Source organism: Nonomuraea sp. NPDC049655 (assembly GCF_044465465.1).
Lineage (GTDB): Bacteria > Actinomycetota > Actinomycetes > Streptosporangiales > Streptosporangiaceae > Nonomuraea.
Genome location: NZ_JBITLS010000008.1, coordinates 37224 through 52306, shown reverse-complemented (window position 1 = coordinate 52306; position 15083 = coordinate 37224). Strand labels below are relative to the sequence as shown.

13 protein-coding genes are annotated in these 15083 nt (G+C 72.5%); 5 read left to right on the top strand and 8 right to left on the bottom strand.

Annotation, left to right across the window (positions count from 1 at the left end):
* Positions 1-97: 97 nt before the first annotated feature.
* The 4 genes from cofD (at position 98) to ACIBQ6_RS25515 (ending at position 3584) form a co-directional block, all read left to right on the top strand.
* On the top strand, positions 98-1036 hold the full coding sequence (gene cofD / locus ACIBQ6_RS25530) for a 2-phospho-L-lactate transferase (protein ID WP_397214885.1): 939 nt from the start codon (positions 98-100) through the stop codon (positions 1034-1036).
* A complete protein-coding gene (locus ACIBQ6_RS25525; RefSeq protein ID WP_397214883.1) occupies positions 1033-2304 on the top strand; it encodes a coenzyme F420-0:L-glutamate ligase in 1272 nt (423 codons plus the stop codon). Before cofD ends, ACIBQ6_RS25525 begins: the two co-directional genes overlap by 4 nt.
* Before the next feature lie 100 nt (positions 2305-2404).
* Positions 2405-3142: a lytic polysaccharide monooxygenase gene (locus ACIBQ6_RS25520; RefSeq protein ID WP_397214881.1), complete on the top strand. Its 738-nt coding sequence runs from the start codon at positions 2405-2407 to the stop codon at positions 3140-3142.
* Between the two features lie 16 nt (positions 3143-3158).
* Positions 3159-3584, top strand: coding sequence for a DoxX family protein (locus ACIBQ6_RS25515; RefSeq protein WP_358282726.1), 426 nt, complete (start codon positions 3159-3161; stop codon positions 3582-3584).
* A 31-nt stretch (positions 3585-3615) separates the two neighbouring features.
* Here the strand turns inward: ACIBQ6_RS25515 and ACIBQ6_RS25510 are convergent, their stop codons facing one another.
* The 7 genes from ACIBQ6_RS25510 to ACIBQ6_RS25480 form a co-directional block, all read right to left on the bottom strand.
* The gene (locus tag ACIBQ6_RS25510; protein WP_397214879.1) at positions 3616-5328 is read right to left on the bottom strand and encodes a substrate-binding and VWA domain-containing protein; all 1713 of its coding nucleotides are present in this window, start codon (positions 5326-5328) and stop codon (positions 3616-3618) included.
* A 116-nt stretch (positions 5329-5444) separates the two neighbouring features.
* Positions 5445-7997, bottom strand: coding sequence for a bifunctional FO biosynthesis protein CofGH (locus ACIBQ6_RS25505; RefSeq protein ID WP_397214877.1), 2553 nt, complete (start codon positions 7995-7997; stop codon positions 5445-5447).
* A gap of 51 nt (positions 7998-8048) precedes the next feature.
* Positions 8049-8942, bottom strand: a complete 894-nt coding sequence (locus ACIBQ6_RS25500) for a DNA-3-methyladenine glycosylase family protein (RefSeq protein WP_397215365.1) — start codon at positions 8940-8942, stop codon at positions 8049-8051.
* A 63-nt stretch (positions 8943-9005) separates the two neighbouring features.
* Entirely contained in the window at positions 9006-10097 is a 1092-nt protein-coding gene (locus ACIBQ6_RS25495) for an NDP-sugar synthase (protein WP_358282622.1), read from the bottom strand.
* Positions 10098-10117: 20 nt separating this feature from the next.
* Entirely contained in the window at positions 10118-11236 is a 1119-nt protein-coding gene (locus ACIBQ6_RS25490) for a glycosyltransferase family 1 protein (RefSeq protein ID WP_358282620.1), read from the bottom strand.
* A gap of 97 nt (positions 11237-11333) precedes the next feature.
* Positions 11334-12242: a lysylphosphatidylglycerol synthase domain-containing protein gene (locus ACIBQ6_RS25485; protein ID WP_352349216.1), complete on the bottom strand. Its 909-nt coding sequence runs from the start codon at positions 12240-12242 to the stop codon at positions 11334-11336.
* Positions 12239-13066 (bottom strand): class I SAM-dependent methyltransferase, encoded by an 828-nt coding sequence (locus tag ACIBQ6_RS25480; RefSeq protein WP_358282616.1) that lies wholly within the window; start codon positions 13064-13066, stop codon positions 12239-12241. The genes ACIBQ6_RS25485 and ACIBQ6_RS25480 overlap by 4 nt, the downstream gene beginning before the upstream one ends.
* Positions 13067-13156: 90 nt before the next feature.
* Here ACIBQ6_RS25480 and ACIBQ6_RS25475 point away from each other — a divergent pair, with 90 nt between their 5' ends.
* Complete coding sequence (locus tag ACIBQ6_RS25475) at positions 13157-14116, top strand: YbhN family protein (RefSeq protein ID WP_397214875.1); 960 nt, start codon at positions 13157-13159, stop codon at positions 14114-14116.
* Here the strand turns inward: ACIBQ6_RS25475 and ACIBQ6_RS25470 are convergent.
* Complete coding sequence (locus tag ACIBQ6_RS25470) at positions 14017-15081, bottom strand: glycosyltransferase family 4 protein (RefSeq protein WP_397214873.1); 1065 nt, start codon at positions 15079-15081, stop codon at positions 14017-14019. The two genes, ACIBQ6_RS25475 and ACIBQ6_RS25470, sit on opposite strands and share 100 nt — an antisense overlap.
* Positions 15082-15083 lie beyond the last annotated feature (2 nt).

The following is a 15083-nucleotide window of genomic DNA, read 5'->3' as shown; positions in this document are numbered from 1 at the left end:
TCCCATTTACCCCTATACCTGGAGCTTCATTGCTCCGAAGTGGGGCAGAACCACTCCCCCCACGGGGATGTCGGACGCCGATGGAAGACTGGGGCGCATGCACATCGTGTCACTCGCCGGCGGCATCGGCGGCGCCCGTTTCCTGCGCGGTCTGCGCGCCACCGCACCCGACGCCTCGATCACCGTCATCGGCAACACGGGCGACGACATCACCCTGTTCGGCCTGCGTGTCTGCCCCGACCTCGACACCGTCATGTACACCCTGGGCGGCGGCATCGACGAGGAGCAGGGCTGGGGCCGGGCCGAGGAGTCCCACGTCGTCAAGGAGGAGCTGGCCGCCTACGGGGTCGAGCCGCAGTGGTTCGGGCTCGGCGACCGCGACTTCGCCACCCACATCGTCCGCTCGCAGATGCTGGAGGCGGGCTACCCGCTCTCGCAGATCACCGAGGCCCTTTGCGTGCGCTGGCAGCCGGGCGTGCGGCTGCTGCCGATGACCGACGACCGCTGCGAGACGCACGTGGTGATCTCCGACGAGCGCGGCAAGCGGGCCGTGCACTTCCAGGAGTGGTGGGTGCGCCTGCGCGCCTCGGTCCCGGCCGAGTCGTTCGCGCTGGTGGGGGTCGAGAGCGCCAAGCCCGCGCCGGGTGTGCTGGAGGCGATCGAGCAGGCCGACGTGGTCATCCTGCCGCCGTCCAACCCGGTGGTGAGCATCGGCACGATCCTGCAGATTCCGGGCATCCGCGAGGCGGTCGCGGCCAAGACCGTGGTCGGCGTCTCCCCCATCATCGGCGGCGCGCCCGTGCGCGGCATGGCCGACGCCTGCCTGACGACCATCGGGGTGGAGACCACGGCCCAGGCCGTGCTCGACCTCTACGGCGCCGGCCTGGTCGACGGCTGGCTGGTGGCCGAGGAGGACTCCGGGGTGGCGCTCGACGGCGTGCGCGTGGTGTCCCGTCCGATCCTCATGCACGACGCCGAGACGGCCGCCGACATCGCCCGCACGGCGCTCGACCTGGCGCTGGAGCTGGCCCGATGAGCTCGCGACGGGTCGAGGTGATCGCCGTCACCGGCATCGGCGAGGTCCGGCCGGGCGACGACGTGGCCGCCCTGCTCAAGGACGCCGACCTGCGTGACGGCGACATCGTGGTGGTCACCTCCAAGATCGTCAGCAAGGCCGAGGGGCGCGTCCGCCAGGCGCCCGACCGTGCGAGCGCGATCGAGGAGGAGACCGAGCGGGTCGTCGCCAGACGCGGCGACACGGTGATCGTCCAGAGCCGCCACGGTTTCGTCATGGCCGCGGCCGGGGTCGACGCCTCCAACACCGAGCCGGGCACCGTCCTGCTGCTGCCCGAGGACCCCGACGCCTCGGCGGCGCGGATCAGGGCCGGGCTGGGCGCGCGGGTGGGGGTGATCGTCTCCGACACGTTCGGGCGTCCGTGGCGCAACGGGCTGACCGACGTGGCGATCGGCGCCGCCGGGGTGCGCCCGCTCGACGACTTCCGCGGCTCCTCCGACCCCTACGGCAACGCGCTCGGCGCCACCGTCACCGCGCTGGCCGACGAGATCGCGAGCGCGGCCGAGCTGGTCAAGGGCAAGCTCGACGGCGTGCCCGCGGCGATCGTGCGCGGTCTGGCCCATCTGGTGACCGACGACGACGGGCCGGGGGTCAGGCCGCTCGTCCGCCCGGCCGACGAGGACATGTTCCGCTTCGGCGCCCGCGACGTCGTGTTCGCCCGCCGTACGATCAGGGAGTTCTCCGACCGGCCGGTCGACGGCGAGGCGGTGCGCAGGGCGGTGGCCGCGGGCATCGCGGCGCCGGCGCCGCACCACACGACCCCGTGGCGGTTCGTGCTGGTCGAGTCGGCGCGGGCCCGCACCGAGCTGCTCGACGCCATGCGGGAGGCGTGGATCGACGACCTGCGCGGCGACGGGTTCACCGAGCAGTCGATCGCCAAGCGGATCAAACGCGGCGACGTCCTGCGCAACGCCCCCTACCTGGTCGTGCCGTGCCTGGTGATGGAGGGCTCGCACACCTACCGCGACGACCGGCGCAATGCCTCCGAGCGGGAGATGTTCGTCGTGGCGACGGGCGCCGGCGTGGAGAACTTCCTGATCCAGCTCGCGGTCGAGGGGCTGGGCTCGGCGTGGGTGTCCTCCACGATGTTCTGCCGGCCGGTGGTCAGGCGGGTGCTCGACCTGCCGGAGTCCTGGGACCCGATGGGCTGCGTGGCGATCGGGCACGCCGCCGCGCCGCCGCGCGACCGCGCCCCCCGTGACCCGCGCGATTTCATCGTGACGCGCTGAGCCTCTGACGAGAGTCTGGAAATCTGGTAAGCCAACCGTTTACCGTTAGGAAACTTTCCTTTACATTTGGACTATCCCCCCATGTAAAGGAGCCACTTCAATGCGAAGGACTCTCACGTTAGTCGCCGTGGCGGTGATCACCATCGCCACGGCGGTGTTCAACACCTCTCCCGCGTTCGCCCACGGTTATGTGAACTCGCCGCCCAGCAGGCAGGCGTTCTGCGCCCAGGGCAAGGTGCCCGACTGCGGCCAGATCGTGTACGAGCCGCAGAGCGTGGAGGGCCCGAAGGGCCTGCGGAGCTGCAACGCCAATCTTGGGCAGTTCGCTCAGCTCAGCGACGAGAGCAAGCCGTGGCCGGCCACCTCGGTGGGCAACTCGGTGACCTTCACCTGGACGTTCACCGCCAGGCACGCCACGCTCAACTACGAGTACTACATCGGCGGCACCCGGGTCGCGGTCTTCAACGGCAACGGCCAGCAACCGCCGTCGACGATCTCCCACACCGTCAACCTCTCCGGCTACTCCGGCCGCCAGAAGGTGCTGGCGATCTGGAACATCTCCGACACCTCCAACGCCTTCTACTCCTGCATCGACCTGCAGATCGGCGGCGGCGGCCAGCCGACCCCCACCCCCACCCCGACCGTGACCCCCACGCCCACCCCGACCCCGACCCCGACGCCGACCACGACGGCCTCGGGCACCTGGAAGGCCGGCACGGCCTACACCACGGGCAGCACGGTCACCTACAACGGCGCCTCCTACCGGTGCCTGCAGCCCCACACGGCCATCGCGGGCTGGGAGCCGCCGAACGTCCCGGCGCTCTGGCAGCGGATCTGAGGGTCCGGACAGGCCGATGACCAAGCTTCGTGACGCCGCGCTGTCGCTGTTCCGCATCGTGGTGGGCCTGCTGTTCGCCTGCCACGGGGCCGCCACTCTGTTCGGCGTACTCGGCGGCCCGTACGGCGGAACGACCCCGTCCGTAGGCCAATGGCCCGACTGGTGGGCGGGGGTGATCGAGCTCGGCGCGGGCGGCCTCGTCCTCATCGGGCTCGCCACCCGCGTCGCCGCCCTGCTCTGCTCGGGCACGATGGCCTACGCCTACTTCACCGTCCACCTGCCCAAGGGTCTGTTCCCGTTGCAGAACGGGGGCGAGACCGCGGCCATGTTCTCGTGGTCGTTCCTGATGCTGGCGCTGCTCGGCAGCGGCGCGTGGTCGCTGGACAAGCTCGTGTCCCGCTTCACCCACCGCGGCGAGAACGCCACCGTGCACCAGATGTAGGCCGAGGGGATGCCGGGCGACCGGCATCCCCTCAGGCGGCCGGCTTGCAGGTGGGATGGCAGAGTCTGCGGGCCAGCGCGCCGAGGAAGACGTCGATGATCTCCCCGGGCTCCTGCGCCTCGTGCAGCGAGCCGTTCGTGGCCGCCGCGATCTGCGACAGGCTGCCGCGGTCCACGTCCTTGCCGAACGCGATGATGACGATCTGGACGGGCTTGTCCGGGTCCCACTCCTTCCGCAGGGCGTCGAGAAGCCGCGGGAGCTTGACCCCCTTGCCGTCGTCCTTGCCGGCGGTGATCACCAGCAGCGTGTTGTTCATGTCGTCGCGGTAGTCGCCGCTCATCCTGCGGAACCCGGCCAGCATCGCGTCGTAGAGCGAGCTGTCCAGGTCGGGGTGGGGGGCGATCGTGCCGGTCAGCTCGTCGAGGACGCTGCGCCGCAGCACCTGGCCCGACTCCGGCTCACTGATCGGGCCGAGGCTGACCCGCTGCCGGTAGCCGCGGAGGTTCCCCACCTTGTCGGCGAACTCCCACATGCCCATGTGCGTGGAGTTCGGGAAGAGCTGCAGCCCGATCTTGGCCGCGGCCAGCGCGATGCGCACCTTCGTGCTGCCGTTCAGCGGCTCGGCCATGTGTTTGGAGGTGTCGGCCAGCACGAGGATGTTGGTCGGCGGCGCCAGCCTGCTCCAGGCGCGCAGCGCCTCGTCGATGTCCTGCTGCGACACCGACGGCCTGGTCTTCGGCGCCTCCGACGGCAGCTGCGGCCCCGGCGGGAGCGGCCCCAGCCGGCCGTCGCCCGACCTGAACCCGGCCCGCCGGACGATCTCCTGGGCCTGGCCGCCCTTCAGCCAGTCGGCGAAGGCGGTGGACGCCTCCGCGACGTCGGGATCGGCCGCCGTGACGACGTAGGGATAGTCGAGGTCGATCGTGCCCTCGCGCGGGTGCAGCGCGACGACCGGGTCGGGCGAGGGCACCCGGTTGTGGTTCCACACCGACTGCTCGGGGACGATGACCACCGGCCGCTGCCAGAACCCGCGGTCGTCCACGGCGTCCAGCATGCTGCGGTAGTCGGGCGCCGACCCGGCCTGCGCCCAGCGGACGAACGCCGTCAGCGCCTTGTCGGCGGCCGGCCCGGTGCCCACGACGTCCCTGGCCGCGGCCACGGTCGCGATCCCCGCGCCCACCAGGGACGGGTCGGGCACCCGTACGACGTCGGGCTCGCCCGAGCTGGGCGTCAGCCGCCCGCGCACGGTCGGCGGGAAGACCATCCGCCAGTTCATCTCGGTCCCGCCGACCGAGAAGCGCCGGGCCAGCGACGAGCGCGTGGCGAACACCAGCGGCGAGGTGGCCACCACGGTCTCCCCCGCGGGCAGCGAGCTCGCGCCCTGGCTGCGGGCCAGCCTGATCCAGGCCGAGGAGTCGGCGATCCAGCCGTCGGGACGTTCGCGCAGCACGCCGGCCCGGTCGCCGATCAGCGTGCGCAGCACGGTGGCCGACGGCTGCTCGGTCACCTGGACCAGCACGCACCGCCCGCCGACCGACGCCCTGGTCTCGTTGAAGCGCCCGGCGGCCTCCATGACCGCCGGCGCCACGTCCACGGCGGCGGCCACGCTGACCAGAACAGGATCTCGTGACACGCACAGGGCGGGACCGCCGCCGAGCACCACGTACAGGCTGCCGGCGGCGACGGCCACGGCGGCGAGGCCGGCCAGCATGCCCCGTTGGAGCGCCTTCCTGCGTCGCTGCACGGGAGGCAGCGCGGCACGGTGTCGACCCAACCGCACGATGAACCTCTCTCCAGTGGAGTGATGATTCTTCCAGTGCCTCCCATACCGGGCGCAACCCTTGTTAGAACTTGTTACAACTATGCCATCGGCAAGATTCTTCTCACGCTCTGGCACACCCCGTCGCTCGCCTGCGCGGCGGCCAGCCGTTCGGCCGTGGGGCTGCCGTACTCGGTGGTGCGCTGGCGTACCGGCCGGCCGGTGACCTCGACCATCTCGCGCAGCTCGCTGATCGTCTTGTACGAGCCGTTCTCCGAGCCCGCCATCCGGCTGATCGTCTCCTCCATGAGGGTGCCGCCGAGGTCGTTCACGCCGCCCCGGAGCACCTGGCGGCACAGGTCGTCCTGGAGCTTGACCCACGAGCACTGGATGTTGGAGATCGCGCCGTGCAGCAGGATCCTGGCCAGGGCGTGCACCGCGCGGTTCTCCTGGGCGGTGGGGCCGGGCCGGGCGATGCCGGCCAGGTAGATCGGGGCGCTGGTGTGCACGAACGGCAGCAGCACGAACTCCGAGAAGCCGCCGGTCTGCTCCTGCAGCCGCCTGATCAGCTTGATGTGCCTGACCCAGTGCAGGTGGTGGTCCACGTGGCCGTACATCATCGTGGACGTCGTCGGGATGCCGACCTCGTGGGCCGTGGTGATGACCTCGATCCATTCCTTGGCCGGCAGCTTGCCCTTGGTCAGCACCCAGCGCACGTCGTCGTCGAGGATCTCGGCCGCCGTGCCGGGCAGCGAGTCCACCCCGGCCTCCTTGGCGGCCTCCAGCCAGTCGCGTATAGACAGGTTCGTCCGGGAAGCTCCGTTGATGACCTCCATCGGGGAGAACGCGTGCACGTGCATGCCGGGGGTCCTGGCCTTGACCGCCCTGGCGATGTCGAAGTACGCGGTTCCCGGCAGGTCGGGATGGATGCCGCCCTGCATGCACACCTCGGTCGCGCCCGCCGCCCACGCCTCCTCGGCCCGGTCGGCCACCTGGTCCAGGCTGAGCGTGTACGCGTCGGCGTCGGTCCTGCGCTGGGCGAAGGCGCAGAAGCGGCAGCCGGTGTAGCAGACGTTGGTGAAGTTGATGTTCCGGTTGACGACGTAGGTGACCTCGTCGCCGACGGCCTGCGCGCGCAGCGCGTCGGCGATGGCCGCCAGCTCGTCCAGCGCCTCGCCCTCCGCGCCCAGCAGCGCGACGGCCTCGGCGTCGGTCAGCCCGGCGGGGTCGGCCTCGGCCCGCCGGAGCGCCTGGCGCACGTCGCTCGGCGTCGAGGCGGCGATCGGGCCGAGGCGTTCGCGCAGGGCCGTCCAGTCGCCGTAGACGTGGTCGAAGTCGTCGCGCCGGTCGGTCGCCCGGCCGGTGGTGTCCACCTCGACGTGCAGGTCCACCCGGCCGGCGGCGGTGAACCCGCCGTCCGGCTCCTGCCAGGGACGGCCCTGCGGCACGGCGTCCTCGCGGGCGAGCCCGGTGCCGGGGTCGGCCAGGGCCTCGACGTGCGCGAACAGCCGCGGGTCCAGCCAGGGCTCGCCGGCCCGCACGTACTCGGGGTAGATCGTCAGGCGTTCCCGCAGGTCGAAGCCGGATTCGGCGGTACGCGCCGCCAGGTCGTCGATCTGCGGCCAGGGGCGTTCCGGGTTCACGTGGTCGGGGGTCAGGGGCGAGACGCCGCCCCAGTCGTCGATGCCGGCGCGGATCATGAGCGCGTACTCGGAGTCGACCAGGTTGGGCGGGGCCTGGAGGCGTACGCGGGGGCCGAGGACCAGGCGCGCGACGGCGATCGTGGCCGCGAGCTCGTGCAGGTCGGCGTCCGGCAGGCCGCGCATGGCCGTGTCCGGCTTGGCGCGGAAGTTCTGGACGATGACCTCCTGGATGCCGCCGTACTCGCGGGCCACCTTCCGGACGGCGAAGATCGACTCGGCCCGGTCCTCGACGGTCTCGCCGATGCCGATGAGGATCCCGGTCGTGAACGGCACGTTGCTGCGGCCGGCGTCCTCCAGCACGCGCAGCCGTACCGCCGGGTCCTTGTCGGGGGAGCCGTGGTGCGGCTGCCCCTTCTCCTCGAACAGCCGCCGCGAGGTGGTCTCCAGCATCATGCCCATCGACGGCGCGACCGGCTTGAGCCGCTGCAGGTCACGCCAGCTCAGCACGCCGGGGTTGAGGTGCGGCAGCAGCCCGGTCTCCTCCAGCACCAGGATGGCCATGGCTCGCACGTAGGACAACGTGTCGTCATAGCCGTGCGCGTCCAGCCACTCGCGGGCCTGGTGCCAGCGGTCCTCCGGCCGGTCCCCCAGCGTGAACAGCGCCTCCTTGCAGCCCATCGCCGCGCCCTGCCGGGCGATCTCCAGCACCTCGTCCGGGCTCAGGAAGGCCGACTCCAGCTTGTGCGGCGCGGTCGCGAACGTGCAGTAGCCGCAACGGTCCCGGCACAACCTGGTCAGCGGGATGAACACCTTCCTGCTGTAGGTGATCACCCCTTCCCTGCCGGCGGCCTTCAGCCCGGCGTCGCGCACGCGGGAGGCGTGGTCGAGCAGCGCGTCGAGCTGCTCGCCGCGCGCGTGCAGCAGCACGACGGCCTCGGTGAGGTCGAGCGCCTTGCCGTCACGGGCACGGGCGAGGGCACGGCGAAGCGCGGAATCACTGACAAGACTCATAGAGGCACAGTACGCACCCCTGAGTTCGTGACGCGCACTCAGGGCGGGATGTCAGAAGGAGCGGTAGTCGCGCGCGGCCATCCGCGGCCCGCGCGCGGGCGGTCGCAGACCGCTGAGCCAGACGAGCACCGTCGCCCGGTGCCGATGCCCCCGGTACGGCTCCAGCAGCCGCATCATCCCCTGGTCGTCGGTCTTCTCCCCGGTCAGCGCGTAGCCGACCAGCTTGGCCAGGTGGAAGTCCCCCACGCTCACCGCGTCGGCGTCGCCGAAGACCCGCTGGCGCACCTCGGCCGACGTCCAGACGCCGATGCCGGGCAGGGCCCGCAGCAGCCGGTCGAGCTCCTCCGTGGTGGCCGCGGCCTCCAGCTTGGCGGCGTGCCAGGCGGCGTTGGCGATCGTCCGGGCCCGGACGGCCTCCGCGCCCGCCCGGTGCCAGTGCCAGCTCGGGATCTGCCGCCACACGACCGGCTCGGGCGGCACCCGCATGCCGTCGGGGGCGGGACCGGGGGCGGGCTCGCCGTAGTGGCGCAGCAGGTAGCCCCAGGCCCGCCACGCCTCCCGGCCGACGACCTTCTGCTCCAGCACCGCGGGCACCAGCGCCTCCATGACCCGCCCGGTACGCCCGATGCGCAGCCCCGCGTGCTTGCGCGCCACGTCCGCCAGCACGTCGTGCCGGACGCGGAAGCCGGAGACGTCGTCGAGCGCGCCGAGCAGGGCGGGCAGGGTCTCCAGCGACCATCCGGCGCCCGGCCCCCACGCCTGGGCCCGCACGGCCGCGGCCGTCACGGTCACCCGCAGCGTGCTCGGGCCGTCGGGGGTGCGGCAGGCGCGCCAGATCGAGCCGTCGGAGGTGCGGCGCCAGGCGGGATCGCCGGTGCCGCGCCGGTGGGGGCCGAGGGCCAGCTCCACGTCGAGCGGCCCGTCGGGCTCCCACCTGCGTTCCATCACATGTCCAGTCTGCCGCGCGGCGGCGGGTGGTCGCTCACCCGCGCGGCCCCGGCGGGCGGGTCAGACGTCGCTGGAGTAGCGGACCGCGCGCTCGGGCAGCTCGACGCCCGGCCAGACGCGCACCCCGCCCTGCAGCTCGTTGCCCGGCCCGACCACCGCGCCGTCACCGATCACCGCGTCGCGCACGACCGTGCCGGCGCAGATCCGGGCGCCCTTGCCCACGACCGAGTCGCTCACCGTGGCGCCCGCCTCGACGACGCTGTCGTCGCACAACACCGAGCCCACCACGGACGCACCCGCCTCGACGACGGCCCGCGCGCCGACGGCGGTGCCGCCCTGGACCTTGGCCTCGGCCGAGATCTTCGCCCCGTCGAGGGCGAGGTGCTCGCCCTGGGGGCCGGGCAGCGCCGGCGAGTCGAGCCGCCCGAGCACCAGGTCGCGCGAGCCCTTCACAAACGCGGCCGGCGTGCCCACGTCGAGCCAGTACGTGCGGTCGGCGTAGCCCAGCACCAGCTCGCCGGAGTCGATCAGCCCGGGGAACGTCTCGCGCTCCACGGAGACGACCTCGCCGCGCGGGATCGAGTCGATCACCGAGCGGGTGAAGACGTAGCAGCCGGCGTTGATGCGGTTGGTGACCGGGTTGGGGGTCTTCTCCAGGAACGCGGTCACCCGTCCGGACTCGTCGGTCGGCACGCAGCCGAACCGCGTCGGGTCGTCCACCTCCGTCAGGTGGAGCGTCACGGCGGCGCCGCGCTCGCAGTGGGTGCGCACCTGGTCGCCGATGTCGTGGCCGGACAGGATGTCGCCGTTGAGGATGAGCACCGGGTCGGAGGGCCCGCCGGTGAGCGCCTCGGCGGCGTTGCGGATGGCCCCGCCGGTGCCGAGCGGCGTCTCCTCGGTCATGTATTCGAGCGAGAGCCCGAGTGCCGACCCGTCACCGAAGGCGGGCTCGAACATCGCCGCCTTGTACGAGGTCGCGAACACGATCCGGCGCACGCCGAAGGACCGGGCACGGGCGAGTTGGTGGGCCAGGAACGGCACTCCGGCGGTCGGCAGCAGCGGCTTGGGCGTGCCCAGTGTCAGCGGACGCAGGCGTGTGCCCTGCCCCCCGACCAGGAGGATCGCCTCGAGGTCTGGCAAAGAGCTCTCCATCACTCCGTGAGAGTAGCGAACTATTCGATTGCGCGTTGATAAGAGTTGAGATGCGCCTCCGCCGAGGCCTCCCAGGTGAATTCGCGTGCCCGCGCCCGCCCGGCCTCCTGCAACTGCCGCCTCCGGTCGGCGGAGGCGAGCAGTTCGCCCAGGGCGTCGGCGATGCTGTCGGCGTCCGGCTCAGTGTAGGCGACGGCGTCGCCGCCCACCTCGGGCAGCGAGGTGCGGTGGCTGGTGAGGACGGCCGCGCCGCAGGCCATGGCCTCCAGCACCGGCATGCCGAAGCCCTCGCCCCGGGAGGGGAACGCCACGACGAGCGCACCGCCCAGGAACCCCGGCAGATCGGGCGCGCGCAGGTATCCCGGCCTGATCACCCGGACGGTGGCCTCGACCTCGCGGCAGGCGGCGTCGACGTCGTCCTCGTGCACGCCGCCGCCGAGCACCAGCGCGGGCGGCGTCTCCAGCCGCTTGACGGCGGCGGCGAAGCCGCGGATCAGGTTGGGCACGTTCTTGCGGGGGTCGAGGTTGCCGAGGAAGGCCACGTACGGCTGGCCGCGCAGCCCGCACCTGATGGCCGCCCGGCGCACCTCGTCCTCGCTCGGCGGGTGGAACTGGGCGAGGTCGACGCCGTGGTAGGCGACGTCGATGCGGGTGGGGTCGGCCGACAACACGCGGACCAGCTCGTCCCTGGTCGCCTTGGACGGCACGATGACGCGCTGCGCGTGCCGGACGGCGGTCCGCGTGGCCGAGCGGAAGAACGCGGCCCTGGCCGGGCTGTGCTGCTCGGGTTCGGTGAACCAGGTCACGTCGTGCACCGTCACGACGGTCGGCAGGCCGGAACGCAGCGGCATGGAGTAGTAGGGGGCGTGGATGACCTCGGCCCCCGTCTGGCGGGCGAGCAGCGGCACGCCGGTCTGCTCCCAGGCGAGCCGGGCGGCCCGGTTGGTGATGGCGACGGGGCCGGGGACGACACGGGCCGAAGGCGCCAGCCGCTGGTACCTTTCCGCTTCCGCACGCTGGCAGACCACGACCAGATCGGTCCCTGCCTGGTGGAGCGCGGCCACGAGCCCGTCCACGTACCGGATCAACGCACCACGGTCGGCGGGGACCGCGGCGGCATCGACGAGCACTCGAGGCATTACGTGGATCTTCTCCCCTCAAGATCGACGTGGGACCTGGCAAGTCCCCCCTCTTTGATTCAGCTTATGACCACCCTCCCCCAAATCGTGGGCCAAATCACACCGAGTCGCGACGTGCGGCAATTCCTGCCATACCTGCGCAGATCAGGTCACCGAGGATGATGACGATGCGGGAGCAGAGGGCCACCGCGATGGCCGCGCCGCTGTCGAGCACGGGGGCGAGCACCGCCACCATCGCCAGCTCGCGCACCCCGGCCCCGGCCGGCACGACGAAGGTCACGATGCCCAGGCACCACGACAGCGCGAAGGCCCCGACGGCGAACAGCAGGCCGCCCTGCGGCGCGACGAAGTAGAAGTGCACGCCGTAGGCCGTCCAGCCGGCCAGCGCCCAGCCGAGCGCGGTGAGCATGCCGCGCCGGGTGAGCGGGCGTTCCAGGGGCTCGCGCTTCAGCCTGCGCAGGCCGAAGCCGATCACGCCGTTGACGACCTTGGGCTCCAGCAGCACCAGCAGCAGCGGGATGAACAGCAGCACCCACCCGAACCGGTGCCAGCCGAGCGTGACCAGCGTGACCAGCAGACCGCTGGCGATCTGGACGGGCATCATCAGGAAGAACGCCGCGGCGCTGCGCGGACGCGGCACGCCGAGGTCGCGGCCCATCTCCATCTGGGCGAGCACCGGCCAGACCGCGCCGGGGATGTACTTGCCGAGCTGGCCGACGAAGAACACCTTGGCGGCCGGTCGCAGCGGCAGCGGCGAGCCCAGGTCGGCCAGCAGCGTGCGCCAGGTGAGCATGGCCCCGAGCAGCGCGGCGACCACGGCGACGAGCGACCCGGCCAGCGCCGGCCACGACAGCCGGGCGAACCCGGCGACCACGGCGTCCCACTGCCTGGCCACCGCCCACGCGCCGAAGGCGAGCGCGACGGCGAGGAAGCCGAAGCGCAGCAGCCGGCGCGGCAGCGACCGCTTGGGGATCGCGCTCGCGCCGGTCTCGTCCACGAGGCTCACAGCGGCAGGACCCGCTCGGGCGGCTGCGGCAGCGCCGGCCCCGCGGGCCTGCGCGGGGTCTTGGTGGCCACCCACAGGTACGTCGGCACGACGGGCAGCAGCAGCCGCAGCACCTCGCGCGGCGCGCGGGCCAGCACGGCCTTGACCAGCCGGCCCGGCAGACCGGGGAACAGCTCCGACCCGGCGAACCTGGTCGGCGTGGCCAGCACCGGGAACGTGTAGTCCCAGACGTGGAAGGCGCGCAGCATCCGGCGCAGCCCCCGCCGGGTCCTGAACCGCTCGTAGTAGTGGTCGGCCCGGCCGAAGGCGCGCACGTAACGGTCGGCCAGCGCGGGCGGCAGGTACGACAGGAACGGCAGCTTGTAGTGGGGCTCGACGACCCCGAGCCGGTTGCCGAGCCCGAGGTAGAGCACCCCGGTGTCGGACAGCACGCGGTGCATCTCGGCCACCACGGCGTCGGGGTCGACCACGTGCTCGTAGATGTGGTTGAACACCAGCACGTCGATCGACCCGTCGGGGAAGGGCAGCGCCGTGCCGTCGCCGCAGACGAACGCCACCCGCTCGCCGAACCGGTCGGCGGCCTTGCGCAGCCCCGGCACGTCGATGTCGATGCCCAGCGTGTGCTTGGCCCCGGCCTGGGCCAGCTCGTCGGCGATGAACCCGGCCGAGCAGCCGACGTCGCCCACGGTCAGCCCGCCGAGCGGCCCCTGGAAGTGCTCCAGCACGGCGATGATCTTCGCGGCCTTGCGGCGGCGTTTGTCCTCGTCGAGCATGGCCGACTGGAATTCGGAGTACTCGAGCTGCGCGACCCGTTGCTTGCCCACGTCGCCCAACAGTACCCGCGCCGCGGGCCTCGGCAGGCTGACCTGGCACACATGCTGGCTCTCCCCCGGGCTCCCGCGTAGCCTGGGCTGATGTTGCGCCGCCTGCTGCGCGTCCTGCTCGCGCTGGTCGCCCTCGCCTTCCTCGGCTACGGCCTGGCGCGGAACTGGCACGACACCACGCAGGCCCTCTCCAGGCTGTCGCCGTGGGCGGTGCTCGGGGCGTTCGGCGCGGTGCTGGCCGGACAGGTCTGCATGCTGGCGGCCTGGCGGCAGATCATGGCGGGGCTCGGCACGCGGCTGCCGCTGCGGGTGGCCGGACGGATCATGTTCGTGGGCCAGCTCGGCAAGTACATCCCGGGCGCGGTGTGGGCGTACGCGGCCATGATGGACCTCGGGCGCGACCACGGGAGCCCGCCGCGGCGCACGTTCGCCACGATCTCGCTCGGGCTGGTGGTCAACCTGGGCGTCGGCATCTCGATCGCCGCCGCCACGCTGAGCTCGCACGAGGCCGTCCGCCGGGCCTGGTACGTGGTGCTGCTGGTGCCGGTGATCATCGTGTGCCTGCATCCCAGGGTGCTCACCTGGGGGCTCAACCTGGCGCTGCGCGTCGCCCGCAAGGAGCCGCTGGAGAGCGTGCTGCCCGGCCGCACGGTCGTCGTCACGGTGGCCTGGACGGCGCTCGGCTGGTTCGTCTACGGCCTGCACACCTGGCTGCTGTCCGGCCGCCCCGACCTCTACCTGGTGGCGACCGGCGCGTACGCGTTCGCCTGGTGCACCGGCATCCTGGCCTTCGTGGTGCCCGCCGGGGTGGGCGTGCGGGAGGGCGCGCTCGTGCTGGTGCTCGGGCCGGTCATCGGCACCGCTCCGGCCATCGCGATGGCGATCGTGTCCCGGCTGGCGTTCACGCTGGCCGACGCGGTCGCCGCGGGGGCGGCGTTCCTGCTGGGCCGTCAGAGGGCGAGCAGCGCGCCCGCGTACGCGGCCCAGAACGGCTCGGGATCGACCGCCTTGACCCCCGACCGCAACCTCTCCGGCTCGCCCGAGGCGTAGAAGCGCTCGATCGCCGCGCGCAGCGCCCCGGCGTCGCCCGGCTCGACCAGCAGGCCGTCGACGCCGTCGGTCACGTGGTCGGCCAGCGCGCCCACCCGGGTGGCGATCACCGGCACGCCGTGCTCGTGGCCGAGCCAGACGTTCTGGCTGGCGGTGGCGCTCCGGTAGGGAAGCACCAGCGCGTCGGCCGCGGCGAACAGCTTCGGCACGTCGGCGGCGGGGACGTACCCGGGCCGCAGCTCCACCCTGCCGGCCAGGCCCAGCTCGTCGATCAGCGCCTTCGTCTCGTCGAGGCCGCCCCAGAACTCGCCCGCCACGGTCAGCGAGATGCCCTCGGGCAACGCCCGCAGCAGCAGGTCGAGCCCCTTGTACGGGCGTACCATCCCGAAGAACAACAACCGCCGGCGCACCCCGCCGGACTTCTCGGCCGACGTGGACGGCAGGTGCGGCGGCAGCCCCGCCACCCCGACCGGCTTGCCCGGCGCGAGCCCCCTGGCCAGCTCGGCCTGCTGCTCGGAGTGGGCCAGCACGCCGTCGGCCCGCCGCAGCAGCGCCCTCATCAGCGGCTGGTCGTACGGCTTGCGCTCGTGCGGCAGCACGTTGTGGCAGAGCGCGACCGTCCGGGCCTGACCCCCGATCCCGGACAGGATCCCCAGGTACGGAGGAACCTGGACGGAGCTCAGCACCGCCAGCACCACCAGGTCGGCCGTGCGCAACCGGCGTCCCGCCGCGTACCACCCGTCGGGCCGCCGCCAGTCGAGCCGCCGCGCGGTCCGCGGGTACGGCGTGCCCTCGGGCTCGGAGATCGTCTGCTGCCCGGGGTAGAGGAACGACGGGTACTGGGCCCGCCACGACTCGATCACCACGTCGTGGCCCTGGCCCGCCAGCCGGTGCGCCAGCTCGGTGGTGTGCTGCGCCCCGCCCCCCTTGTACGGATGGGTCGGGCCGACGATCGCGATCCGCACGC